The sequence below is a fragment of the Methylobacillus sp. genome (assembly GCF_036844465.1).
GTDB lineage: Bacteria > Pseudomonadota > Gammaproteobacteria > Burkholderiales > Methylophilaceae > Methylobacillus.
The window spans coordinates 199,497-224,188 of the sequence record NZ_DAIUFW010000005.1 but is presented as its reverse complement, the minus strand read 5'-3'; the positions used below and the strand labels follow the sequence as shown (position 1 = coordinate 224,188).

Here is a 24,692-nt window from a genome sequence, read left to right as displayed (position 1 = left end):
GCTGCATGCATGCTTCATGAGGCACGACAGTCCTGAATCAAACCTCTTCCACGCTATTGGCTACTGCCGCGTAAAGATCTCGCGTGGCGGCCAATACCGCTTCCTGCACTTTGGCTGCCGGAACGATGCTGCCGTCAGCACCGGGCAACGCGCGGGTGGCTGTTGCGCTGGCGACGATAGTAGGCGCGTAGCCGAGGTTGAATCCTCCATGCGCGGTAGAGTTGACGCACATGTGTGTCATGAAGCCTGCCAGGACGATATTCTTGATACCCTGGGATTTCAGCAGCGTATCTAATTCTGTCTCATGAAAAGAGTTGGGGTAATGCTTGGTAATCACGGTTTCGCCGTCAACCGGCGCCACGATGTCGGCAATCTGGCCGATGCGGGCACGCACGTCATACGGTGTGCCCTCGCCCGCATCGTGCTGGATATGAATGACCGGCACTTTGAGCGCGCGGGCTTTTTCCAGCAGCAGCTTCGCCTGCTCCAGCGCGGCTTCCACGCCTTCCAGCTTCAAGAGGCCTTCGCGGTAGGTGTTCTGACAGTCGATCATGATCAAGGCTGAATCAGTCAGCTTGGCCGGGGTTTGGCTTAGGCCTACCAGGTCGCGTAGTGTAGTGGTCATTGTTTCTCCATGTCTGTAAAGATAAGGTTGCAAATCCATGGGTTGTTGGTCTGCGCCCAAATTCTGTCTCTTTTTCGCATAGGGCGCAAAGTTTCTTTTATTAAGATATATGGTGATTGAATGGTGAGAGCCGGCTCTCACCATTCATGGCATGTAATGCTCATCGGGCCGATTTAATCAGCCTTGGCCATGCCGCTACCCAGCAGCAATCGTGATCAAAACCCGGCACCGTGAGCAAGGCAGGTTGCTGGCCGGAAGGGAAGCGGCGCTGATAGGATTGGGCAATGTCCGGCTCGATCACAGTGTCATTGGCGCCCACGTAATGCCATTGTGGAATGGCAGACAGCGCTTGCCATTCATCTGCGGGATTGAGCGAGCCTGTCAGCGGGCTCAATCTCTGTCCATGCGTCCAGGCCTGGGTATCCAGGTTGCCTGCCACAGTAACCAGCCTGATGACATCATTTCTTCGCGCTGCGGACAATGCGGCGATAGCACCGCCGCCCGAGTATCCGACCAGAATCAACGAAGTGGCGTGATAACGTTGCTTCAGTTGGTTGATGGCGAGATTGGTGGCCGTGATGATTTCCGGCGCGAAGCGGTGGCTGGTCCAGTAGCGGTTGCTGCAATGGCGACGGTCATGGCCGGTAATATACTGGCATGGCCGACCGAGATATACCGCTTGGTGCCCAGGGTCCTGAATGGCCAGTTGCAATCCCAGGGGCCGTGCAGGCGTTGGGTCGAAAGAAGGCGTGCGCGCATCCACCCACGCCAGGCCGTCGCCTTCTATATAGATTGTCAGTATGCCTTGCTGGATGGCAAGGCCGGGCGGAGCAAAAGCGGCGAGCACGAATTGGCCGCCATCCAGATGCATGCGTTCCCATCCGGCATCCTTGGCGATATTTCCGGCGGCAACATGGCGTTGCTCGATGGATAATGAGGCGCATCCGGCGACTAGCAGGCAAGTAAAGATAACCAGAATTTGTCGATAAGGCATGTAGAACGCAAACCGTTGTGTCATTGGGCTTTGATATAGGCCAGATCCTGAGCACGACGCAAGCCTGGCCATGATAGCGGGATATAAAAAACCAACGCCCACATCAGTAGGCGTTGGTTTTACAGGGATTGTCACATGTTTGGGATTAATTAAAACGCCCAGCGTACCTTGAGCGAAGCAGCCTGACCGACGAAATCGCTGCGGCCTTCCACATCATAGCGCGCGGTAATCTCGGTGCGCTCGGTGGCATTCACCGTCAGGCCGATGCCAGCGCGGCCAATCCAAGGGCTGAGTTCAAGGCCCTGGGTACGGAAGGATGCCCCGCCGCCGACATAACTGGAAGCAATACTGTTTTTCTGGTCAAACAAGTCATACCCGATGCCGAGGTTGGCAGTCAGCGCCGCGCGGTCCGTCATCCGGTGCTGCAAATGGCCTTCCATCATGGCGATGAGCTGTTCCGTGTTGTCGCCCTTCACTTTCAGGTTGAGAGCATCAGCGCCCTTCTCGGTGTAGGACTCATTGCGAATCCAGAAATAATCCGCGCGTATCGAGGGAATGAAACTCGTCCGCTCGCTCAACTGGATACCGTGGCTGATCCCCACGCCCACATGCGCCGTGGTGCTGTCGAAATCAGACTTCGCCACACGGTTCAGTCCGCCGAAAGTAATGCTGCGGCGGCCATTGTTCTTGTTGATGCCGACATCGGCCTGCCAATTGATTTCCACCGCGGGATTGGAAACCAGCGTGTGGCTGCCATAGGCAATCACCTGATAGGCGTCAATATCAGCGCGGTTGGAACGGGCGTTGGATTTGCCGTCGACATCGCTGTTCATATACGAGAAGGCGAGGCCCAGGCGGTTGCTGTCGTTGACCTCGGCATCCGCCCCGATGATGAAACCGTAGGTATCGGCATCGTAACCGGCAACACCTTTGCGGTTGTTCTGGTTGGCCTTGGCGGCAATTGGCTTGAACCAGAAGTGTTTATCGCCGAGGAAACCCTCGCCGGAAGAGCGGCCAATATTACCTTCCTGGCGTGCCTGGATGACGCGGTTGGTGGTGCGCATGCTGTTGGCAGTCACCTGGTTGATGCTGGCGCTCATCAGCGGCAAGGTTTGGGCCACGGCGTTGGAGACTTCCTGCGCGGAGCCCAACTGGCCCAGCGCAGTGACGATATTGGCCATATCGCCCGTGGTTCCGCCTGTGACAAAACCATCCAGCACCCGTGCTGCGCCTGCACCCTGGCTGAAGCTGGCAGAGGCGATGCTGTCGTGGATTCCGCTATTGCTGGTGGCAATGGTCTTGAGATCAATATCGTTGCCATTCACTGCGGCTTCAAAATCGAAGAGATAGCTGTTATCGGTCACGTTGAAGGTGGTGGCATTGAGATTGCCGCCAGCAGACACCATGCCTGACAACGCATTGTCGTTGGCGAGTGTGTTGACCTGAGAAACATTGACGTGCAAGCCAGTGTCTGCGTCAAACGTGGCATCGCCGGTGACGCGCAGCCTGCCATATTGCGCCGCGCTGGTGGCGCCTATCTCCAGTGTTGCGCCAGCATGCTGGTGGTAGTCGTTGTCAATTTGCGCCTCTGTATTGGCATTCACGATAACCCTGCCTTTGTTTTCCACGACAGCCGTCAGACTCTTGCCATCATTAAAGAAACTGGCAATGTCAGCATGATTGGCCAGCGTCAATGTGCCGCCGCTGTTGATCTCAAGATGCGATGTCCTGATTTCGTTTTCCTGGGTGAAGGTGCCGTTGACGACAACGGCTGCATTACCGTATATCCCGCCAGTTACACGCCCACTGCTACCTTCAAGATAAAGTGTTGCATCACCCAGGTCTACACTCCCATCAATCAGGCCCCGGTTCACAATACCGTTGGTAATGGTGCCAAAATTAGTAATGGCATCATAAGGGTGTCCGTCTCTTCGGCTGGAAATGGTGCCTTCATTGATGATTTGATCAATGGTTCCTCCATGGCTATTAAGAATAGCCTCACCACCATCAATGTGCTCGATGGTGCCTTCGTTATGGATCAGGCCAATATGCCCCGCATTGTGAATAGTGTAGTTGCTAGGGAGCGGGACAGGGTCTTCGTCACCGTCGTATTTGGAAATCATTGTCGCGCCAGCCAAGTTTCTCAATTCGGTAATTGTGCCTGCATTGAAAACAGCGTCTCCGTAATAGCTGGAAATCGTACCGCCATTGGTGATCGAGACATCGTCTACACCGTTTCCAACATGGATGGCAGCAGGTATGTCGGTGTCAATTTTCCCATTGTTGGAGATCGTGACGGTTTCATTGCTGGCAGGCGCGCATTGTGTGGTTTCAGTGCCGGGGATGGTGGAAGCGCCTCCGCTGCCGCAGGTGCTGGCTGCCAATATCTGGCCATGTTCCATCATGGACAAGGCAGCAATCACGGCTGTGGACAAGAGGCGTCGATTCATTTTTCTCATTGTTTTCCCTTTATTTGGAGTGGTGGTGAATGGAGTGCATTGCATGTTAAGCACGGGGTATTTCACTTAACGGCATATATCAATTCAACTTTAAAGGTTGAATTTCACCTTTAAAAGTCCTTCATGTCAATTGGTTGATAGTCAACTATTCAAGTTGGGTATCCACTTATGACACAGAACACTAAACAGCTCGCAGCGCAAATAGGCCGTAGCATCGCCAGACATAGGCAGGGCCTAGGCATTACCCAGGATCAGGTGGCGGAAAAACTGGGGATCGGGAATGAGGCGGTTTCCCGGATGGAGCGCGGCATTACTATCCCGACCATCGCCAGGCTGGCGGAATTGGCGGATATTTTTGATTGCGGCATAGAGGAATTGCTGCTGGATACCAGCCATCGCCCGCAGGATCAGGCAAAGAGGATCAATGCCATGTTGAGTCGTCTGTCCTCTCAGGACAGGGAAATGATCATTGAGACTATCGAGAAGCTGTTTACCAGGCTGGTCAAGAATTAGCCGGAGGCAGGCATGCAATATCGCATGTGATGTAAATGTGCGTTGCGGGCAAATTTCAAACCCTCGGTATTCGTGAGAAAATCACCTCATGCCGCGTTTATTCTATTCCTTGCTGATTTATCTCCTGCTGCCGTTCATTCCCTTGAAGCTGCTGTGGCGCGGCTGGCGTCAGCCTGAATATCGCCAGCATTGGGGCGAGCGGTTTGGTTTTTTCAGTGTTTCTGTCACCAAGCCGCTGATCTGGATGCATTGCGTTTCCGTGGGAGAAACACGCGGCGCGGCACCGTTGATCAGGGAGTTGCAGCGGCATTACCCGCAGTACCAAATCCTGCTGACGCATGCGACGCCGACAGGCCGTGAGGCCGGGCAGCAACTGTTTGGTGATAGCGTGCTGCGCTGCTATTTGCCGTATGACACGCCCGGGGCGGTGGCGCGGTTTCTGCGCCATTTTCAGCCCAGCGTCGGCTTGCTGATGGAAACCGAGCTGTGGTTCAACCTGATTGCGGGCTGCAACGCGAACGATATTCCTCTCCTGCTGGTCAATGCGAGACTTTCTGCCCGATCAGCGCGGAGGTATGCCAGATTGGGTCGGCTGGTCAGCGATGGCCTGCGGCAGTTGACGGCGATTGCCGCGCAAACGGAGCAGGATGCGCAGCGGTTGCAGTTATTGGCTGCGGCACAGGAGCAGCATTTGCCGGTTGAGGTGATGGGTAACCTTAAGTTCGACGTGATGCCGCCACCCGAGGCTTCGCAGCAAGGGAGAATATTGCGCGGATATTTTGGCGTCACTCGCCCAGTGTTTCTTGCCGCCAGCACGCGTGAAGGCGAAGAGGCGATGGTGTTGGATGCCATTACCGCTATGCGGTTGCCGCATTTGCTGACCGTGATCGTGCCGCGTCATCCACAGCGCTTCGATGAAGTGGCGAACTTGTTGGCAAAACGAGGGGTGCGTTTTGCGCACCGCTCCGAGTTGACCGAGGTGTTGCCTGACGATATAGAAGTAGTGCTGGGCGACAGCATGGGAGAGATGTTCGCTTATTATGCGGCTTGCGATGCTGCTTTTATCGGCGGCAGTCTGCAGCCGTTGGGCGGACAGAACCTGATTGAGGCCGCAGCAATGGGCAAGCCGGTGTTGATCGGGCCGCATACCTTTAATTTTGCCGCGGCGACGGAGATGGCGATTGCCGCGGATGCGGCATGGCGCGTGCAGGATGTGACAGGGTTGGCGAGTGCGTTGCAGCGCTTATTTGGTGACTCAGCATTGAGAGAGGCGATGAGCCGAAATGCCTCGACGTTCAGTGCCAGCGCAGGCGGTGCTACGCAGCGGATTAGCAGCCTTGTCGAGCGTTATTTGCCAATTGCCTGACAGATGGCTTGTATCTCAGGCAGGTTATCTCACCAGGCGTGAAATCATCTTGAAAGCATCTCCTTCCGCTTTTTCCAGCCATTCGAAGGTGATGGATTCGGTATTACTCACAATGACGCCCGCTTGGCGCAAGCGGTGCAGGGCATTTTCCTTATTGGCCGGGTTGCGGGACAGCACGGCATCTTCCGCCACTATTACCTGGTAACCCTGTTGTTGTAGCTGCAAGGCGGTTTGCAGCACGCAGATATGGGCTTCCATTCCGGCCAGTACAATGTGGGGCCGTTCGGTATGCAATTGCTCACGGAAAGCGGGCACCGCATAGCAGGAGAATGCGGTTTTCTCGATGCGGACGGCTTTGCCCAGGTTTTCCAGCAAGCCAGGCAACGTGCTGCCCAGACCTTTGGGATATTGCTCGGTGTAGATGACCGGCACATCCAGCAGATCAGCTGCCTGCAACAGCGTGCTGCAATTGCGCGTCAACACTGCGATGGAAACAGGTTCCATGGCGGCGGCCAGTTTTTCCTGCACATCAATGATGAGAAGCTGGCTGAGGGGACGTGAGGCTAGGTCAGTGGCGGGCATGATATTCAATCCGGTGATGCGCTGGTCAGCACCAGGCGCTGGTTGATGTCGGCGAGGTCGGTTTCTGTCAGCAATCCGACCGCAAACTGGAGCCTGAGCACATTCATGAGATAGCTGTAGCGTGCTTGCAGCAAGTCGCGCTTGGCGGTGAACAATTGTTGCTGGGCGTTCAGTACATCCACGCTGTTGCGCACGCCGACTTCGTAACCCAGGTTGGTGGAATCGAGCTGGCTCTGGCTGGAACGGAGCGCTTGTTCATAAGCCTGCACCTGCGCCACGCTGCCGGTGAGGTTGAGATAGGCCTGGCGCGTATCCAGCTCCGATTTTCTGCGGGCGGCTTCCACTTCGTCCTGCGCTTTTTGCTGATTGGCGATGGCTTCTCGCACGCGCGAGCTGACAGCGCCGCCCTGGTACAGCGGAATATTCAGCTTGAGGCCGATGGTCGCATTTTGCAGGTCGCTGCCGAATCCGTTCGGGCTACCGCCCGCGCGGTTATCCACATAGCTGCCGACCATATCCAGCGTCGGCCAGTGGCCCGCGCTCATGCGCTCGATTTCCTGCGTAGCCAGGCGCAGAGTTTCCTGCTGGATGCTCAAGGCCAGGCTGTTTTCTGCTGCCAGATGCACCCATTGCTCCATATCCTGCGGCTGGGGCGGGCGAGTTTGCAGGTTTTGTCGCACGGTGGCCAGCCGTCCAGGTAGCTGGCCTGTGATTGCCTGCACCGCGCGCTTGCGTACTTCATAGTCGTTGATCGCGGTGATTTCCTGCGCTTGCAGCAAGTCGAACCTGGCTTGCGCTTCATTGACATCGGTAATGGTGGCTGTGCCCACCTCGAAATTGGCCTGGGCCTGTTCCAGCTGCCGGGTGATGGCAGCTTTCTGGCTGTTGACCAGGTCAATCTGGTCTTGTGCCAGCAGCACGTCAAAATAAGCCTGCGCGCTGCGCAGCATCAGGTCCTGCTCGGACTGGATCAACTGTTTGTCGGCTTGTGATACCTGGGTTTTTGCCTGCTGGTATTGCACCCAGTTTTCCCGGCGCAAGATGGGCTGCGTGAAATTGACGCCGAATCCGAACACATCGAAAGACTCCCGTCCCGCATTCCGGTAAACGGCATTGGAACCTAAATAGCGGATATCGGTTTCGGAATGGCTGGCGTCGGTTGTGAAGTTGACCGTGGGGCGATACAAGGCCTTGCCTTGCTCAATTTTCTCCTGCATCGCCAGATTGCCGCTGCGGACGGCAGCTAGCGTGGGGTCGCTATTAAGCGCCATCTGGTAGATATCCAGCAGGTTGCTTCCTTGCTCCGCCTGGAGACTGGGACTGAAGGCGAATACAAACATAGAGATGAAAAGGCTGGCTGGTTTCATGGCCTGGATTTCTGGTCAGCGCGGATGCGCTCAATTAGGTGATTGGACAAAGCATGATGAGAAACGGGAGCCCAGGCTCCCGTTTTTTTATGATCAAAAGCTGAATTTTTCCGGCTGTGGCGCATTGTCGAGCTGTGGCAGGCAGGTTTCAAAGATCACATCATGGCGGAATACATCCTCACTGATGCGGCGGATCAGGGTGGCTTCCATCACAGGCGCTTCGCCGATGACGACAAACAGCTTGCCGCCGACATTGAGCTGCTGTGCGGCAGCAGTGGGAGGCAGCGCCAACGAGCCGGTAAAGACGATGATGTCGTAACGGCCATAGCCTTCCCAGCCATTGACGCCATCACCCAAATGCAGGGCCACATTGTCGATATGGTGGCGTGCCAACCGCTCGTGTGCTTGTTTGCGCAGATCATCAATGATCTCGACGGTATGCACTTCACGCGCGAGCGAGGCGAGCAGGGCGGTGAAATAACCACTACCAGTGCCAATTTCCAATACCTTGTCTGGTGGCTGGATGGCCAGCGATTGCAGAATGCGGCCTTCCATCTTGGGGGAAAGCATGGTCTGGTCGAAACCGATCGGGATTTCGATGTCCGCGAATGCAAGACCCTTGTACTGCTCGGGAACAAAATCCTCGCGTGGTACCTGGCCCAGCAACTCCAGCACAGTGCCATCCAGCACCTCCCACGGGCGGATTTGCTGCTCTATCATGTTGAAGCGGGCTTGTTCTACATTGTGTTGCATCGCATTTCCATCACATGGCTGTCGGTCTGCCGATTATAGCGTCAGGCGGCAGAGTTTCAAGGGATAGTCTCGGTGCCACTAACCTGACCGTCGCCATCATCCAGCTTGTACCGACTCAGCTTGTACCATAGTGAGCGTTCGCTGATGTCCAGCAGCCTGGCAGCACGACTTTTGTTGTCATTGGTTTGCTGCAAGGCGGCACGGATCATATCTTTTTCCAACGCTTCAGTGGCGAGTGGGAGCGACAGGTTGCGGGGAAGACCGCTGTCCGCAACATTGGTTGTTATTACTGCTGGCGCATGGCCGGTAATATCAGTGGGCAAGTGCTCAAGGCCGATGGGCTGGCCCGCACAGATGATGGCGGCCCGTTCCAGGATATTCTGTAATTCGCGGACATTACCCGGCCAGCGATAGGCTTGTAGCGTTTGCTGGGCCTGGGCAGACAAGGCAAGGCCGCGCGGCTTCAGGAAATGCTCCGCCAGAGCGGTGATGTCGCTGACACGTTCCCGTAATGGCGGCAAATCAATGCGAAATACATTCAGGCGATAGTAGAGATCCTCGCGTAATTTTCCCTCGGCGATAGCCTGCAATGGGTCGCGGTTGGTCGCAGCAAGCACGCGGATATCCACCTGGATATCGCGATTGCTGCCCAGGCGCTCAATGACGCCCTGTTGCAATGCTCGTAGCAGCTTGGCTTGCAGTGCCATAGGCATTTCCGTGATTTCATCAAGGAACAAGGTTCCGCCATCCGCCAGTTCGAATTTGCCAATACGGGTTTTTACCGCGCCGGTGAACGCGCCGCGCTCATGGCCGAATAATTCCGATTCGAGCATATCTCCCGGAATTGCCGCACAATTCACTGCAACGAATAATGCATCCTTGCGCGGCGAGAGCTGGTGGATGGATTGGGCAACCAGCTCCTTGCCGGTCCCGGTTTCGCCAGTGATCAAGGTAGTGGCTTTTTCCGGGGCAACCTGGCGGATGGCGAGAAGGAGTTTCTGCATGGCCGGGCTTTGCCCGATCAATTGGATATCCTGACTGGCTTCGGTGCGCAGGTAGCGGTTTTCCAGTTTCAACCGGCTCAGCGAAAGGGCGCGGTCAATGGCGATTTCCAGGGTGCTGAGGTCGAACGGGCGCAGTATGTAATCGCTGGCGCCCAGCTTCATGGCCTCGACCGCGGTGGCAATCTCGCCCTGGGCGGTGACGATGATGGCGGGAACCTCGATATGCTCCTGCTGCATGACGGAGAGCAGCTTGAGTCCGTCCATGACCGGCATGTGCAGGTCGCTGATGATGAGGTCTATGCCGCCCTGGCGCAGGATATCGAGCGCCTCGCGCCCGTTTTCCGCGAGCACGGGTTGATAGCCGGCTTGTTTCAGGCTGATTTCCAGCAGGCGGCGCATGCTGGGTTCGTCATCCAGCGCGAGGATGTTTTTAAGTTTATTCATGATGTTTACACTCCATTGCGCGGTATCTGGATGACGAATTCTGCGCCATGATTGGGACCGGGTTGCACGTGGATGGTGCCATGGTGTGCCAGGATGATCTGGCGCACGATCGCCAGCCCCAGGCCGATACCGCCGTTACGCTGGGAATAAAAAGGGTCGAAAATCTGCTCCCTGTGTTCCGGCGCGACGCCCGGACCATCATCGGCAACAAGGATACGGACATGGTCTGCCGTTTCCTCCAACTGGATATTGATATGGCCTTGTTCCGGCAATATCTGCACGGCATTGAGCAGCAGGTTGAGGATGACCTGCGTCATTTGTTCGATATCGCAATCGCAGACGATGGGTGGATTGTCCACAATCTCAATGGCGATGCCTTTCTTGGAGGCCTGGCTGCGCAACATGCCCGCGCACATGGTGACGAGCTCGGTAATATTGCAGGGCGACAACTCCGGCGGGCGCGGCTTGGCTGAGTCCACGAGGGTATTGACCAGTTTATTGAGGCGTTCGGTTTCCTTGACGATAAAGCCGCAGATTTCCTGGCTTTCCGCGCTCAGGTTGGGTTCGCGCAACAGCAGCTGCGCCGATGAGCGCAGGATGCCCAGCGGCGTGCGCACCTCGTGGCTCATTGCTGCTGCCATTTCTCCGGCTACCGCCAGCTTGGCGGCTCTGGTCAGGCTTTGCTTGGAATTGTCCAGGTCTTCCATCATCTTGGCAAAGGCACGGGACATTTCCGCGATTTCTTCTGGCCCCCCTGCTGGAGGCAAGGTAGCGCTGGGATTGCGCAGAAAGCGCGTGGCAAACTCGGTCAGGCGCGCCACTGGCTGGCTGATGGCGCGCGCGACCGGGATGGCGATTACGGTCGCCAGCAAAACCGTCACCACCAGCAAGCCGGCAAAAATATAGGCCATCTGGCGTACCGGGGTGAGTGCTTGCGACCGGTTCTGGGCGATCTTGACCTGCCAGTTAAAGCCGCGGTAACCCTCATAGCCGCTGGTGGGCGCAGTCGCCATCAATTTGTGCGCCGCCTGGGTTTTGGCCCAGCGTTCTGTTGACGAGATGATGTTGTCCTGGGCAAACAGGGCTGCGGCGCTGCGTCCGGAAATGCCACTGCGCAGAATCTGGTGAATCTGGTTCCAGTTGAATACTGCGACCAGCGTCCCCAACGGTTTGTCGTCGTCGAAGGCATCGTTGATATCGGTATAAATCGGCAATTGGCTGTTGTTGATCTGCCCCAGTTTGACTACTTTGTGCTGCATCAATGTATGCAGCCAGGGTTGCAGCCTAGGGGCAAATTTCCCCAGTTGGGCGGGGTTGCTGGAGGCGATGATGATGTTCTGGCGGTTGATGACATACAGTTCGATGTAAATATCCAGGTAGCTACCCTTGAGCTCGGTCAGGAAGCTGGAGAGGCGCTTGTCGATATCGCCGATGCGGGCATCTTGCATCACGTCCAACGTGCTCCAGGAGGAAATATTCTGCAAGCGCTCGAACATCATGCGGTCAATTTCCAACGCCGTGGCGGACACCTGGGTCTGCATGCCGTTCTGTATTGCATCCTTGAGCGTGCTCCGAGCTTCATAAAAGGCAAGGCCGGTGATGAGTACGTTAGGCAACAGCACCGCCAGAAGGAAGGCAAACAGCAATAAATGCCGGATGGAGGGCGCTTTCCGCAACATATCAATCAATGCGAGAATACCGGCTGTTGAAATAGGGTCCAGATCATGATGCCGCTGGCAATGGATGGGGAATATGGGCCTGGAGTGGAATCCACATGTAGCTTTCCGGAGAAAAACATGCGCATTATGCACTTGCTGCTTGCCGCCAGTGTAGTCTTGAGTCAGGGTGTCTGCAAGATTGCCGTTGCCGGAGAGGCAGAGGATGCCGGGCCTGGTTTTCTGGATGGGTTCGGGTTGGGCGGCTATTCCAGTGCTGGCATCAACCTGCACCCGGGTGGCAAGGCCGATGCAAGGCTGAACGAGATCAGCCTGTTCGTGACCTGGGACAATGGCGGGCGCCTGCGATTCTTCTCCGAAGTGGAAGCCGAAAAGCCGCTTAGCTGGTACAGCGGGGAGGGAACGACAGGCCGGGATTCCTATCTGGATGTCGAGCGGTTTTATTTCGATTACAACCTTTCCGAAAAGCTCAATTTCCGTGCCGGACGTTTTCTGACGCCGATGGGGCGCTGGAACGTCATCCATGCCGCTCCTTTGGTCTGGACTTCCACCCGTCCGCTGGTCACTAGCCGCTTGTCGCCCGAGGCCATGAATGGCGTCATGTTCTATGGCGCAGCGCCGTTCTCGGATAAGGCGTTTGAATACAAATTCTTTATCGAAGCATTGCAGGAGCGTCATCCCGAGCGCGATGGCGGTATTCCTTACAAGGACAGCAAGGGCATGCGGTTCGAGATCACCGGCAAGTTCAACTGGGGATTGTCCCTGCTGGATACGGTGGAAGACCGCAAAGAGGGTTCGACCCGCTACCGCATGGCCGGGCTGGATTTCATGGTGCAGCACAAGGGCTGGCAGTTCAGCGGCGAGGCATTGCAGCGTTATGCCACCGATGGACATGAGGGCGGGAGCGGAGCGTACCTGCAAGTGGTCGCGCCCTTGCGTGACAACTGGTTTGCCATTGGACGGCTGGAGAATTTCAAGCATCCAGCAGAAGGCTCTGCCGAGCGCTGGGTGCTTGGAGCAGCGTGGAGGCCGGTTGCATCCAGGGTGCTCAAACTTGAGTATGTGGGCGGCGATGAGGAACGCCCCGAAGCGACCAAGGGCTTCATGGCTTCGTTTGCGGTGTTGTTCTGATGCGGTTTTGGCTATGTATTCTGCTGGGCTTGCAACTGGTGCCGCCTGTGGTGCTTGCCGAGGAAGCGGAAACGATTGCCGTGATCGTACCCAAGTCGGAAAACCTGCGTAACTCCAGTAAGGCAGAGCTAGCATTGATCTTCTGGCGCAAGAAGCTTTACTGGGGAAGCGGCAGGCGAATCGAGCCGGTCAATCTGCTGCCCGAGAACGCCCTGCGCCGCCGATTTTCCCAGTCGATACTCGACAGCTTGCCCGAAGACCAGGTGGAGTATTGGAACGCGCTCTATTTTCATGGAACCACGCCACCGCACGTCGTGCGCTCGCAGGAAGCCATGCTGCGCTATGTGGCGGAAACGCCCGGTTCGATAGGGTATGTGGATGCCTGTCAGGTGGATGCCCGCGTGAAAGCGGTAGCCTGGCTGCTGGCGGATGGGAGCCTGACATATAGCCAGCCGGTGTTGAGCTGTTTTTGATGCGCCTGTTTTGATCAAGAGATCAACGAGTGTCAGACTCCAGTAAAAAGGTAAAAGACGTAGATGCGCGAGCCTTTGATCTTCTGGGTGCACGCATCGCACCTTTTGGCAAATACAAGGAGAGGGTCGCTGACCTGTCCGGTCATTATCTCAACTAGTTGGCGTGCCAAGTAAAAGTCTGGATCATGGCGTGTCAGATTTTCCAAGAATGCGTAGTTTGAATCGCTGCTTCCAGTTGGAAGTGGTCGTGGTGGGATTAGCCAGCAGCTTGCGCTGATAGATGGCGATCAACACGGCAACGATCACGCTCGCAATCCAGCCTGACCACAAGGTATGGCTCAGGAAGTGCGCTCCACGCATCTGTTGTATCCATCCCAGCGCCAGCCCTACGGATAAACCCACCCAGAATACCGTGAATGCCTTGCGCGGACTCTGCGGCAACCAGAACACGCAGAGCGCGGCAAGCCACAAGCCGGTGCTGGCATGGCCGGCAGGGAAGCAATGTCCGGGCACCCAGCCCGCGGGCACCTGGTCGAATAGCTTGAGGTATGGCACATGACCGCCATAGCGGTCTATATCCCAAGGACAATTCAATACTGACAAGCGCTTGATACCGCGGATTACGGCGGGTACCAGCACTGAAGACCAGGCGACGATCTGCAGGCGGTAACGCCAGAAATGATCCATCCTCTTGATGCGCCATACCTGGTCGATCAGCATCACCAGCAGCAGCAGGGTGCCGCTCTGGATAATGACGTTTTTCAGGCTACCGTGGGCAAAATCAGTGGCAAACCAATGATTGCGCCAGGGGAAATCCTGTAGTGCCGCATCAAAAAACCAGTCCTCCAGCCAGATGTCGATATTAGTGAAATATTCCAGCGCCAGGATCGCCGTCATGGATAGCAACAAGAATACGGCAACCTGGTTCCAGGGCGCTACCTGCACGGATTTAATGGATTTGATCATAGAGCGCTCCTGTTGCTGGAAAAAGCTGGGGAGGCATATTTCAACTTACCCTGCTGGAAAGCATGCGAAGCACTCTGGTAATACGCAATGGCTTCTTCCTTGAGCGTTTCATCCACGGCTACCGGCGTAGCCTCGAAATCCTTGGGATCGATATGGAATGCCTGCACCTTGCCCTTGGGAGATAGCACAATCAATTGTCCACGCTTGTAATATCCCAGATCCTGGTAATTGCTGATGAATGCGCGCGGCTCGCCAAGCTGCGCTGCAAATAATGATTCACCATAAAAGCGTTGCGATGGTGACACGCCCAGCACCTGCATCAGCGTCGGGGCAATATCCATCTGGCTTGCCAGACGGTCATATGTGCCGGGCACCAGCAAATCAGGCGCGTAGAAAATCAACGGGATATGATATTTGGCCACCGGCAGGCTGGTCTTGCCCGCCACCGAGGCGCAATGGTCGGCGACGATGACAAACAAGGTATCCTTGAACCAGGGCTTGCTGCGAGCCTGCTCAATGAAATGGCCGATGGCATAATCGGTATAGGCTACTGCCCCGCTACGCGTGCCCTGCGCTGCATCCACTCGCCCTTCGGGGAAAGTGTAAGGCCGATGGTTGCTGGTGGTCATGATCTGCGCCATGAAAGGCCGTCCCTCTGCATCCGCCTTATCCAGCGCCACCAGGGTATTGGCAAACAGGCTTTCATCCGCCACGCCCCATACATTTTCCGCGGCAATCGTATTGGCAGGGAAATCCGTGCGGTCAATCACCTGGTAATCATTATTGCGGAAGTAGTAATTCATGTTGTCGAACACGCCGTAGCCGCCGTAGATGAAGAAACTCCTGTAATCATGGTTCTTCAATTGCTGGCCCAAGGTCGCCAGGTGTTCGTTATTCGGGCGGTGGATGATGGCCTGGCCTGGAATCGGCGGCGTGCCCAGCGACAAGGCCTCCAATCCCCGCACTGTGCGCGTGCCGGTTGCATACAGGTTGCTGAACTTCAGGCCCTCACTGGCCAGCTTATCCAGGGCGGGCGTCAGGCCCGGCCTGCCGCCGAAACTTCCCAGATAATCTGCGGATAGGCTTTCCACCGTCACCAGCACGATGTTTTTGGGGCGGCGTTTAAAATTAGCCGGCAAGCTACCCACTTGCATTACGCCTGACTGGTCGCCCTGCCGGATATCTGCAATGGCTCCAGAATGGACGCCAAGACGGGCCAGCACTTGTGCTGCCTGCTGCTCAGGCAGCGTCGCATAGAACTTATCGTAGTCCAGTTCATTGCGGCGCATAGCGGCAGCAAACGTGAATAAACCGTTTCCGGCCAACTCTTCCGCATAGTGGTTGCTGCTCTCTGATTGGTCCAGATTGGCAAACTGCGTTGCAGCCAACGGCAATACAATACTCAGTCCAATCAATGCCAGACGCTTGCGCCAGCCGTGCGGCTGCACCTTGATGGTCACCGCGCGGGAAATACCCCACACTGCAAATGTCGCCACAAGCCCGATCACGGCCAGTATCAAGGGCACAGGATAGGATTCCCAAATATTACCCAGCACCTCATGGGTATATACGAGGTAATCCACAGCAATGAAGTTGAAGCGGGTCGTGAACTCCTGCCAGAAAATGAATTCAGCCACCACGCCGAAAATCAGCAACGCCACTGCCGCCCAGAGAAATCCCCAGCGCAGGAAACAGGCAACCCGGCTGGTACGCAGCCGGTTGGACAGCAACCCGCTGAACACCAATAAGGGAGCTACCAGATAGGCCAATGTCCAGGCATCAAACCAGGCACCCAGTGCCAGTGCATGCAGGCTATCTCCCCAGCCAGGCCTGGTGCTTCCAAGATCCAGCCATAACACAATACGCAACGCCAGCCACAAGACAGCAGCTACCATCGCAATTACCAGACTTAACGGCCATGCGCGCCGTAATGGTGTTGGACTTTCCACCGACGGTTGAGTAACAGACATCCACTATTCCCTTTTGAACAAGACCTATCCAAAAGGGCAAACATCATTCCATCACGCTACAGTTTTCATGAAAATGAAGGAAAGCTATCCAATACTATGATTACATTGATAAAATTAACACAGTGAGAAACGAGGGTTTTGCCTGATGAAACCAAACAGTCATAAATTTCCCGCAAAAATTGCGGGATTTTTTGCATGATGACTTACGTTTACTGCAATAAATGTCCAAGGGATATTTGTCTGCAGGCTTGCTTAACTGACGGTTATTACGCCCGGTAAGTAGGGCTGTGATGTCAAATCCAGTCTGCCAATATTTTTTCACCGAGATTGCTGGTGGCGATATTCAGTATGGTGTAAGTACCTTGCCAGCGGCACTGGTTAACAGATCAAGACCGTTTAAACGCAAGAAGGCTGATCAAGGTTATAACTTTTGGAATAAAACTTGAGTTTCACACACGTTCCCAATGTACTCATGCATGAGCCGGATTGAGGTGGTCTGCTATGCTAAAATCACATCATGACCACGCTTAAATTGAAACCTGGTGCAGCAACTTCGCCCAAGAATCCTGGCAAGCCGCCGGTACGCAGGGCCGATCCCGCCAAGCGTTCGCGTACGACAGCACCAGAGTATGTGACGAAAACTACGCCGGCAGGTGCGGTAGAAACAAGACAGCCTGCGCGGCAGGTTGCTGAGGCGGAGCGAAGGACAAGGCCAGGTGCTGGCAGAAATGCTGCAGAAAAACCTGCGCCAAAGCCAGCAGCACAGCATCCTCGAAAGCCTTATGGCAAACAGGACGACAGGCCACGCCAATTTGCCGACCGTGACACACCGCGTCGCGGCGGCAAGCAGCGCGACGGGTTCGAGCCGGGCGAGTTCAATCAGGACAGGAAGACCAATCCCAAGTTTTCACCTCAACCCGTTGCCAGCCAGCCGGAATTGCCCAGGTTATCCAAACGCATGGCCGAGCTTGGCTTGTGCTCGCGCCGCGAGGCAGACGAATTCATCGCCAATGGCTGGGTGACGGTGAACGGTGAAGTGGTGGATGTACTCGGCACCCGTGTATCTCCTGATGCCGAGATCAAGGTGAGCAAGGAAGCGAGCAAGCATCAAGCGGAAACGGTGACTATCCTGCTGCACAAGCCGGTGGGCTACGTGTCTGGCCAGGCAGAGGATGGTTATCAGCCAGCGTCCGTGCTGGTGCACCCGGACAATCAATGGCCGGAAGACCCTAGCCAGACCGTATTCAAGCGCGGACACCTGCGTGGTCTGGCGCCTGCCGGACGCCTGGATATCGATTCCACCGGACTCTTGGTGCTGACCCAGGACGGGCGGGTCGCGCGCCATTTGATCGGTGAGGATTCAACTACCGAGAAAGAGTATCTGGTGCGCGTGACCGGTACGCTCAGCGAGGATGGCCTGAAAAAGCTCAATCATGGCTTGAGTCTCGATGGCGTCAAGCTCAAGCCTGCCAAAGTGTCGTGGCAGAATGAAGATCAATTGCGCTTTGTGTTGCGTGAAGGCCGCAAGCGTCAGATTCGCCGCATGTGCGAACTGGTCGGGCTGACTGTGGTCGGGCTCAAGCGCGTGCGCATTGGCAGCGTGGTATTAGGCAAGCTGCCTGTGGGCATGTGGCGCTATTTGCGGCCAGGAGAGCGTTTCTAGCAAGTATCAGAACAGATTGTAGAGGAAGGTAAATGGGATTATTCGATAGTATTGCAGGCACGGTAATGAACAAGGTGGCCGGGAGCAGTGGCAACCCGATGATACAGGCCGGGCTGGAGCTGATAAACAAGAACGGCGGCCCGCAGGGGGTGTTGGAGAAATTGCGTGAGCATGGCCTGGGCGCCGAGGTTGAATCCTGGCTGGGATCCGGCAGTAATTTGCCATTGAGCGCGCAGCAGGTAGTGCAGGTATTTGGCGCTGAGTTGGTCAAGTCGATGGCGGCGCAATTTTCCATGCCAGCTAATGATTTCGGCAGCAAGCTCGCGGAATACCTGCCGCAAGCCATCGACAAGCTCAGTCCGGATGGCAAGCTGCCCGGCAGCCAAGCGGAGTTGATGGCACGGGCAATTTCCCTACTCAAGGGTTAATGGATTCTGCGGGGTGGCGGGGGGAATGCTCCACGCAGAATTGCCAACATGCGGCATGACCTATGCCGTCCAGATCAACAACAGATGACATGACATGGATCTCTTATTATTACTCAAGGCACTTATCCTCGGCATTGTGGAAGGTGCTACCGAATTTCTCCCCATCAGCAGCACCGGCCACCTCATCATCATCGGCGACCTGCTCGGTTACAACGATGACACCAGCAAGGTATTCAAAATCGTTATTCAGCTGGCTGCTATTCTCGCCGTGTGTTGGGAGTATCGTGCGCGCCTGATCAAGGTCGCTACCGGCCTGCCCACGCAACCGTCAGCGCGGCGCTTCGTCGGCATGCTGATCATCGGTTTTCTGCCAGCTGCAGTGCTCGGTCTGATATTCCACTCCACCATCAAGGAATTGCTGTTCAATCCGATCACCGTTGCCACCGCGCTGGTGGTTGGTGGCCTCATTATCCTGTACGTGGAAAAGCGCACCTACCATCCGCGCATCAACGACGTGGACGAGATGCGCTGGGGTGATGCGCTCAAGGTCGGCTTCGCCCAGGCGCTGGCGATGATTCCCGGTACTTCGCGCTCGGGCGCCACCATCATGGGCGGCCTGATCTTCGGTTTGTCGCGCAAGACAGCAGCGGAGTTTTCCTTCTTCCTCGCCATTCCTACCATGTTCGCTGCCACTGTCTACGACCTGTACAAGAACTGGGAGCTGTTGCGGTTGGAAGACTTGCCGGTGTTTGCGGTTGGCTTTATTGCTTCCTTCGTTGCTGGTATGTGGGCAGTGAAGAGCTTTATCAAGTTTATCTCCAACCACACTTTCGTTGTTTTCGCCTGGTACCGTATCGTCTTTGGCCTGATTGTGCTGGCGACCTGGTATTTCGGCTGGGTGGAGTGGTCGGAAGCCTGATGGCAGCGCGCTGATCGTTTACCTTGCATCGCGGCTTTACACTAGTTGGTTCGCTGCGTGAGCCAACGCGGGATGCTGGTTTCCCCGGTGATAGCCATTCCTTGGCTGTTGGTAGATTATTGTTCTCGCTCAATCAAAACAGGATAGGTTATGAATAAAATCCTTAAATATTCCTTGTTTGGCCTAGGCGGCATTATTTTGGGTCTGGTCATCGTCGTGGCGTTATTTGCCGCGACTTTCAACCCGAACGACTATAAGCCCATGATCGTGCAACTGGTCAAGGACAAAAAGCAGCGCACGCTCAATATCGAGGGTGATATCAAGCTGGCGTTCTGGCCCAAGCTGGGGGCTGATCTGGGCAAAATCTCCCTTTCCGAGCACAACAGCGACAAGGAGTTCGCTGCCGTGGACGGCCTCAAGGTCTCCGTGGCGCTGATGCCGCTGCTGAAGAAAGAGCTGGTGGTGGACGCGGTGTATGTCGATGGCGCGCGCGCCAATATTGTGCGGCACAAGGACGGCACTACTAATTTCGATGATCTGTTGAGTAATGATGAGGAAGAATCCTCGCAAGAAATCACCTTCGATATCTCCAGCATCAACGTCAGCAATTCCGCTGTGAGCTTCACGGACGAGGCGGCAGGCAGCACTTACGCCGTCAAGCAGTTCAACCTCAAGACCGGCCGCGTTGCGCTGGCGACGCCGTTCGACCTGGCCAGCGATTTCGACGTGAGCGTCAGCGCCCCCAAGGTGGAAGCCAAGGTCAAGCTGCAGGGCAATTTCATGGCCGACCCGGAAGCCAAGCACTTCGCCGTCAGCAAGCTGGATGCGACGGTCAAGGGGCAACTGGCCGATGTGCAGGATGCGGATATTCGCATCAGCGGCGATGTGGACGCCAAGCCGGACACCATGGAGTTCCTGGTAAACAGCCTGAAATTGGCTATGAGCGGCAAGCTCAACGATGCCAGGCTGACCGCCGAGCTGACCGCGCCCAAGCTGATCGTGAAAAACGACGAAGTATCGGGCAGCAAGGCCGCGCTGGCGTTCAGCCAGGAAAAAGCCGGGGACAGCCTCAAGGCGCAACTGGCGCTTGCGGACGTGAAGGGTTCGCCAAGGGAAGTGCAGAGCAGCGGTGTCAGCGGCGAATTCAACCTGAAACAGCCGGACCGGAGCGTGGAAAGCAAGTTCTCCTCGCCGTTCAAGGGCAATCTGGAAGACCTGGTATTCGAGCTGCCCAAGCTGGCTGGCAAGATCGATATCAAGGACAAGGCGCTGCCCAAGGGCGCGGCGCAGGGCGAGTTTGCGCTTGCCGTGCTGGCCGATGTCAAGCAGGAGAAAGTGCGCAGCGACTTCAACCTGAATGTCGAGGATACGCGGCTGAAAGGCGACGCGGCCGTGGCCGGGTTTGCCAAGCCGGATATCCGTTTCAACCTCAGCGGCGACAAGCTGGACCTCAACAAGCTGCTGGGCAGCAATGCGGGCAAGGGCCAGGCGGCCAGCAAACCAGCGGCCAAGCCTGCGGCGGATGCCGGAGCGCCGGACCTGTCTGCGCTGAAGGATTTGTTGCTGCAGGGCAACATTAATATCGGCAGCATCATTTACGAGAAATTCCACCTGTCGAACCTGAATCTCGGCATCAAGGCGGATGGCAAGGCGCTGAATGTCAGTCCGTTCAATGTCAAGCTGGACGAGACCACGGTCAAGGGCAAGTTCGGCATCAGCCGCTTCGAGAGGCCGATTTATCATTTCGACGTGGATATCGACAAGTTGGACGCCGACCGCTACATCACGGATTCCGAAGCGAAGCCCGAGAAGCCTGCGCCAGCCGCCGGCAAGCCGCAGGAAGACGCGCCGATAGACCTCAGCGCGTTGCGCCAGTTGAATGCGGATGGCGAACTGCGCATCGGGGCGCTCAAGGTCGCCAATGTCAAAAGCACGAATGTGCGCATCAAGCTCAAGGCGGACTCGGGGGTGGCCGAGCTCGCCCCTTTTTCCGCTAGCCTCTACGAGGGCGCCATGAACGGCGCCCTGACGGTGGACGCGCGCGGCACGCCGCAAATTGCCGTCAAGCAGGAGATGAAGAGCATTGCGATCGGCCCCTTGCTGACGGATGCCATCAACAACGACATGCTGCACGGCAAGGGCAGCCTGAGCCTGGATATCACCACCAGCGGAGATACCGTGAACTCCCTCAAGAAAGGGCTGAACGGCAAGGCGGCGCTCAACCTCAAGGACGGCGCGGTCAAGGGCATCGATATCGCGGGGACATTGCGCGGCGTCAAGGACAAGCTCAATGCGCTCAAAGGCCAGACCAATGTTGCTGGCGACAAGACCAAGCAGACCGACTTCAGCGAAATGTCTGCCAGCTTCAATATCAAGAGCGGCGTGGCGCATAACGACGACCTTGATATGAAGGCGCCCTTGTTCCGCATTGCAGGCAAGGGCGATATCGATATCGCCAATGAAAGCCTGAACTATCTCGCGCAGCCTACCGTGGTCGCCTCGCTCAAGGGGCAGGGCGGGGCCGATCTGCAGGAACTTAATGGCTTGACTGTGCCGATCAAGCTGACAGGAACATTCAGCAAGCCTGCCTACGCGATCGATTTTGCCGGTCTGGCAACCGCGATTGCCAAGAACAAGCTGCTGGAAGGCGCGGGCGGCGCCAAGGGCGAGGCAGTCAAGAACCTGCTTGAAGGCAACCGCGAGGAAGCGGTGAAATCCCTACTCAAGAACAAGAGTGACAAGAGCCAGGGAAGTGCTGAAAGTGAATCACCGGCGCCAGCCGATGCGCCGAAAGACAAGGTCAAGCAAAAACTGCAGAACCTGCTGGGGCGTTGAATTGCCCGCCTTGCAATACCCTCCCATCGCCGACAGGCTGATTGCCTGGCAGAAACAGCACGGACGGCATGACCTGCCTTGGCAGAATATGCACGATCCTTATGCCATCTGGGTTTCCGAGATCATGCTGCAGCAGACGCAAGTCACGGCAGTGATCGGTTACTACCAGAAATTCATGCAGCGTTTCCCCACCATCGAAAGCCTCGCGTCCGCCAGCCAGGACGAAGTCATGCAGCATTGGAGCGGCCTGGGCTATTACTCGCGCGCGCGCAACCTGCACAAGGCCGCGCAGCAAGTGATGAGCCTGCACGGCGGAACATTTCCCCGCGACTTTGAAGCCATTCAGGCCCTGCCGGGCATAGGCCGCTCTACTGCAGCCGCCATTTCATCGTTTGCATTCGGCTTGCCGCAGCCGATTCTGGATGGCAACGTCAAGCGCGTGTTCGCGCGCTATTTTCTCATGGAAGGCTGGCCCGGCTTGCCCGCGGTCGAGAAAAAACTGTGGCAGATCGCGGAAGCCATGCAGCCCCAGACAGAAATGGGAACCTACGCGCAAGCACTGATGGACCTGGGGGCGACGGTATGCGTGCGTAGCCGCCCGCGCTGCGCGAATTGCCCATTGCAGGAAGATTGCGCTGCGCTGTTGGCTGACCGCGTCGGCGAACTGCCTGCCTCCAAGCCGAAAAAAGCCATCCCGGAAAAAGCCGTGCAGATGCTGGTCATCACCCATGAAGGCCGGGTGTTACTGCAAAAGCGTCCTGACAGCGGGGTCTGGGGCGGATTATGGAGCCTGCCGGAGCTGGCGCCAGAGCAGGATGGTAGGCAATGGAGTCAGCAAGCGCTGGGTGTACAGGGAGAAAAGCTAGAATCCCTGGTGCGGCTTACTCACATATTTACTCATTTCAAGTTACATATCAGCGCTAATCTGATGCCGGTCACTGCTTTGCCTTTACAAGTGCAGGAAGCAGGATGGCAGTGGATGCCGCTGGACGAGGCTATTGGTGCAGGATTACCGGTGCCTGTGCGCAGGATTCTGCAGATGCTATCTGTGCGCATGCATCAGGAACCTCATGCGGAACAAGCTCAATTGTTGCTGGTTTGATCCTGGTTTTGCGTGGACGATGGCAATAAAAAAGCCCGCTGAACGGGCTTTTTTCATTCACTGTGACTGGACTGGCTTAGATTTCGCCCCAGCTTTCGTCCCACATGCAATGCTTGATCTTGCGACGGTTGGCGATGAGTTCATCAATGGAAGGCTCATCGTTCAGCGCGCGCTTGATCGCCAGCTTGGTGGCATCGTAGTTGTTCTTGTACATATCGGCCTTGTCCAGCTTGCCTTCGTTTTCCAGCGCGGTACAGCCTGGATCAATCCAGAGCAGGTTGATGATGCACAGATCGTTGACCTGGTCCTTGGGGATAATGCCTTCGATCACACAATCCAGCACAGCATCAGCCACTGCAGCCTGAACCACGCCGCCGAACAAACCGATGGTGGTGGAATCCTTCAAGGTTACCTTTGGCACCATCATGGTGGCAGGGCGAACCTGCTGATTGATATCGCGCACAGCAAACATCGCGGAATGGCCCTTGCTTTGCGCCATCAGGTTGGCAAATGCCTGGCCGACAGGACCGTCAACCGCGCCAATCACGATCTCTGGCATCGCGGCGGTAACGTCCTTGCCTTCGCTGAAAATAGTGGCTTCGCCAGACTTGAAAACGATTTTTGACATCAGGGTTTCCTTTAAGCAGTGGTAATCGGATAACGAAAAAAGCGAGTCTACCCAAGCAGCAGGACCGGGTCAAACCAACAAGGGGTGCGGAGCATGTTGCAAGTAGTGATGATTAACCAGCATCCTGATGATAATAAAGAATATTTTTATGCCACTACTCCTAAGGAGGTAGTGAATGTTGCACTTTCTACCACAAGGCGACATGACAGAAAAAGAAGATAGTCATAAATATGGCGCATCAGGCTAAATTCCCGCTTTTCCAGTTCGTTATACCGTTTATCGGCATGGTATTGCCGCTTGTCGGAAGAATTGGAAAGCAGGCGGGTTTGCGTTGCATGATGCATCCTGACAAAAAGGAGTGTTGTATGAGTTCTGTGCAAAAAGGCTTTACGTTGATCGAGCTGATGATCGTGGTGGCGATCATCGCGATCCTGGCCTCTATCGCTGTGCCGTCCTATACGCGCTATGTGGCTCGTGCCAAAGTAGCTGAAGCTATTTCACAACTATCTGACCTGCGCAACCGCATGGAGCGTAACTATCAGGACAAGCGCCGCTATAGCTGTGAGGATGTCACCATGCCTACGAGTCCCGCAGTACAACATTTTAGCTATGCATGCAGCACACCCAGCGGAAATCAGACTTTTCTTATCACTGCGGCTGGTGTAGCAACCCAAGGTATGAGCGGCTTTGAGTTCACGATCAATCAGGATAATGTACGAAGAACCACTGCTTTTCCCGATACTTCAGTGCCTGCGAATTGCTGGATCACCAAACATGGCGGGAGTTGCTAGGTG

At 55.9% G+C, this 24,692-nt stretch carries 21 protein-coding genes; 10 read left to right on the top strand and 11 right to left on the bottom strand.

All coding sequences use genetic code 11. The features are described 5' to 3' along the window. Positions 1–37: 37 nt before the first annotated feature. From V7Z75_RS08940 to V7Z75_RS08930, 3 genes are all read right to left on the bottom strand, one after another. Entirely contained in the window at positions 38–625 is a 588-nt protein-coding gene (locus V7Z75_RS08940; protein ID WP_334108270.1) for a cysteine hydrolase family protein, read from the bottom strand. Between the two features lie 160 nt (positions 626–785). Further along, entirely contained in the window at positions 786–1,643 is an 858-nt protein-coding gene (locus tag V7Z75_RS08935; RefSeq protein WP_334108269.1) for an alpha/beta fold hydrolase, read from the bottom strand. A gap of 125 nt (positions 1,644–1,768) precedes the next feature. Further along, positions 1,769–4,069: an autotransporter family protein gene (locus tag V7Z75_RS08930; RefSeq protein WP_334108268.1), complete on the bottom strand. Its 2,301-nt coding sequence runs from the start codon at positions 4,067–4,069 to the stop codon at positions 1,769–1,771. 177 nt (positions 4,070–4,246) lie between these two features. On the opposite strand from V7Z75_RS08930, the gene V7Z75_RS08925 reads away from it, so the two are divergent. Both V7Z75_RS08925 and waaA read left to right on the top strand, forming a co-directional pair. Next, positions 4,247–4,591: a helix-turn-helix domain-containing protein gene (locus V7Z75_RS08925; protein ID WP_334108267.1), complete on the top strand. Its 345-nt coding sequence runs from the start codon at positions 4,247–4,249 to the stop codon at positions 4,589–4,591. Between the two features lie 88 nt (positions 4,592–4,679). Continuing rightward, positions 4,680–5,957: a lipid IV(A) 3-deoxy-D-manno-octulosonic acid transferase gene (gene waaA, locus V7Z75_RS08920; protein WP_334108266.1), complete on the top strand. Its 1,278-nt coding sequence runs from the start codon at positions 4,680–4,682 to the stop codon at positions 5,955–5,957. Positions 5,958–5,981: 24 nt separating this feature from the next. Here waaA and V7Z75_RS08915 read toward each other — a convergent pair whose 3' ends face one another. The 5 genes from V7Z75_RS08915 to V7Z75_RS08895 form a co-directional block, all read right to left on the bottom strand. Continuing rightward, positions 5,982–6,539 carry an isochorismatase family protein gene (locus V7Z75_RS08915; protein WP_334108265.1) on the bottom strand — a complete coding sequence of 186 codons (558 nt, stop codon included), beginning with the start codon at positions 6,537–6,539 and terminating at the stop codon, positions 5,982–5,984. Between the two features lie 5 nt (positions 6,540–6,544). Beyond that, positions 6,545–7,906, bottom strand: a complete 1,362-nt coding sequence (locus V7Z75_RS08910; RefSeq protein ID WP_334108264.1) for a TolC family outer membrane protein — start codon at positions 7,904–7,906, stop codon at positions 6,545–6,547. A gap of 93 nt (positions 7,907–7,999) precedes the next feature. Next, complete coding sequence (locus tag V7Z75_RS08905) at positions 8,000–8,659, bottom strand: protein-L-isoaspartate O-methyltransferase family protein (protein ID WP_334108263.1); 660 nt, start codon at positions 8,657–8,659, stop codon at positions 8,000–8,002. 56 nt (positions 8,660–8,715) lie between these two features. Beyond that, complete coding sequence (locus tag V7Z75_RS08900) at positions 8,716–10,107, bottom strand: sigma-54-dependent transcriptional regulator (protein ID WP_334108262.1); 1,392 nt, start codon at positions 10,105–10,107, stop codon at positions 8,716–8,718. A gap of 5 nt (positions 10,108–10,112) precedes the next feature. Next, positions 10,113–11,786 carry a sensor histidine kinase gene (locus tag V7Z75_RS08895; RefSeq protein WP_334108261.1) on the bottom strand — a complete coding sequence of 558 codons (1,674 nt, stop codon included), beginning with the start codon at positions 11,784–11,786 and terminating at the stop codon, positions 10,113–10,115. Positions 11,787–11,903: 117 nt separating this feature from the next. Between V7Z75_RS08895 and V7Z75_RS08890 the strand changes: the two genes are divergently transcribed. Together V7Z75_RS08890 and V7Z75_RS08885 are read left to right on the top strand one after the other, a co-directional pair. Next, positions 11,904–12,914 carry a hypothetical protein gene (locus tag V7Z75_RS08890; protein WP_334108260.1) on the top strand — a complete coding sequence of 337 codons (1,011 nt, stop codon included), beginning with the start codon at positions 11,904–11,906 and terminating at the stop codon, positions 12,912–12,914. After that, on the top strand, positions 12,914–13,387 hold the full coding sequence (locus tag V7Z75_RS08885) for a hypothetical protein (protein WP_334108259.1): 474 nt from the start codon (positions 12,914–12,916) through the stop codon (positions 13,385–13,387). The genes V7Z75_RS08890 and V7Z75_RS08885 overlap by 1 nt, the downstream gene beginning before the upstream one ends. A 183-nt stretch (positions 13,388–13,570) precedes the next feature. On the opposite strand, the gene V7Z75_RS08880 is transcribed toward V7Z75_RS08885, so the two are convergent. Together V7Z75_RS08880 and V7Z75_RS08875 are read right to left on the bottom strand one after the other, a co-directional pair. Further along, entirely contained in the window at positions 13,571–14,353 is a 783-nt protein-coding gene (locus tag V7Z75_RS08880) for a phosphatase PAP2 family protein (RefSeq protein ID WP_334108258.1), read from the bottom strand. Then, entirely contained in the window at positions 14,350–16,323 is a 1,974-nt protein-coding gene (locus V7Z75_RS08875) for an LTA synthase family protein (protein ID WP_334108257.1), read from the bottom strand. Before V7Z75_RS08875 ends, V7Z75_RS08880 begins: the two co-directional genes overlap by 4 nt. A gap of 517 nt (positions 16,324–16,840) precedes the next feature. On the opposite strand from V7Z75_RS08875, the gene V7Z75_RS08870 reads away from it, so the two are divergent. The 5 genes from V7Z75_RS08870 to mutY all read left to right on the top strand — a co-directional run bounded on the left by V7Z75_RS08870 (position 16,841) and on the right by mutY (position 23,270). Continuing rightward, positions 16,841–17,986 carry a pseudouridine synthase gene (locus tag V7Z75_RS08870; RefSeq protein ID WP_334108256.1) on the top strand — a complete coding sequence of 382 codons (1,146 nt, stop codon included), beginning with the start codon at positions 16,841–16,843 and terminating at the stop codon, positions 17,984–17,986. A gap of 32 nt (positions 17,987–18,018) precedes the next feature. Further along, complete coding sequence (locus V7Z75_RS08865; RefSeq protein ID WP_334108255.1) at positions 18,019–18,414, top strand: YidB family protein; 396 nt, start codon at positions 18,019–18,021, stop codon at positions 18,412–18,414. 94 nt (positions 18,415–18,508) lie between these two features. Beyond that, positions 18,509–19,333, top strand: a complete 825-nt coding sequence (locus V7Z75_RS08860) for an undecaprenyl-diphosphate phosphatase (RefSeq protein WP_334108254.1) — start codon at positions 18,509–18,511, stop codon at positions 19,331–19,333. Positions 19,334–19,483: 150 nt separating this feature from the next. Further along, complete coding sequence (locus tag V7Z75_RS08855; RefSeq protein ID WP_334108253.1) at positions 19,484–22,168, top strand: AsmA family protein; 2,685 nt, start codon at positions 19,484–19,486, stop codon at positions 22,166–22,168. A 10-nt stretch (positions 22,169–22,178) separates the two neighbouring features. Next, a complete protein-coding gene (gene mutY / locus V7Z75_RS08850; protein WP_334108252.1) occupies positions 22,179–23,270 on the top strand; it encodes an A/G-specific adenine glycosylase in 1,092 nt (363 codons plus the stop codon). 76 nt (positions 23,271–23,346) lie between these two features. Here mutY and fae read toward each other — a convergent pair whose 3' ends face one another. After that, positions 23,347–23,898 carry a formaldehyde-activating enzyme gene (fae, locus tag V7Z75_RS08845; RefSeq protein ID WP_334108251.1) on the bottom strand — a complete coding sequence of 184 codons (552 nt, stop codon included), beginning with the start codon at positions 23,896–23,898 and terminating at the stop codon, positions 23,347–23,349. Between the two features lie 365 nt (positions 23,899–24,263). On the opposite strand from fae, the gene V7Z75_RS08840 reads away from it, so the two are divergent. Next, the gene (locus V7Z75_RS08840) at positions 24,264–24,689 is read left to right on the top strand and encodes a type IV pilin protein (protein WP_334108250.1); all 426 of its coding nucleotides are present in this window, start codon (positions 24,264–24,266) and stop codon (positions 24,687–24,689) included. The last annotated feature ends 3 nt before the right edge of the window (positions 24,690–24,692 follow it).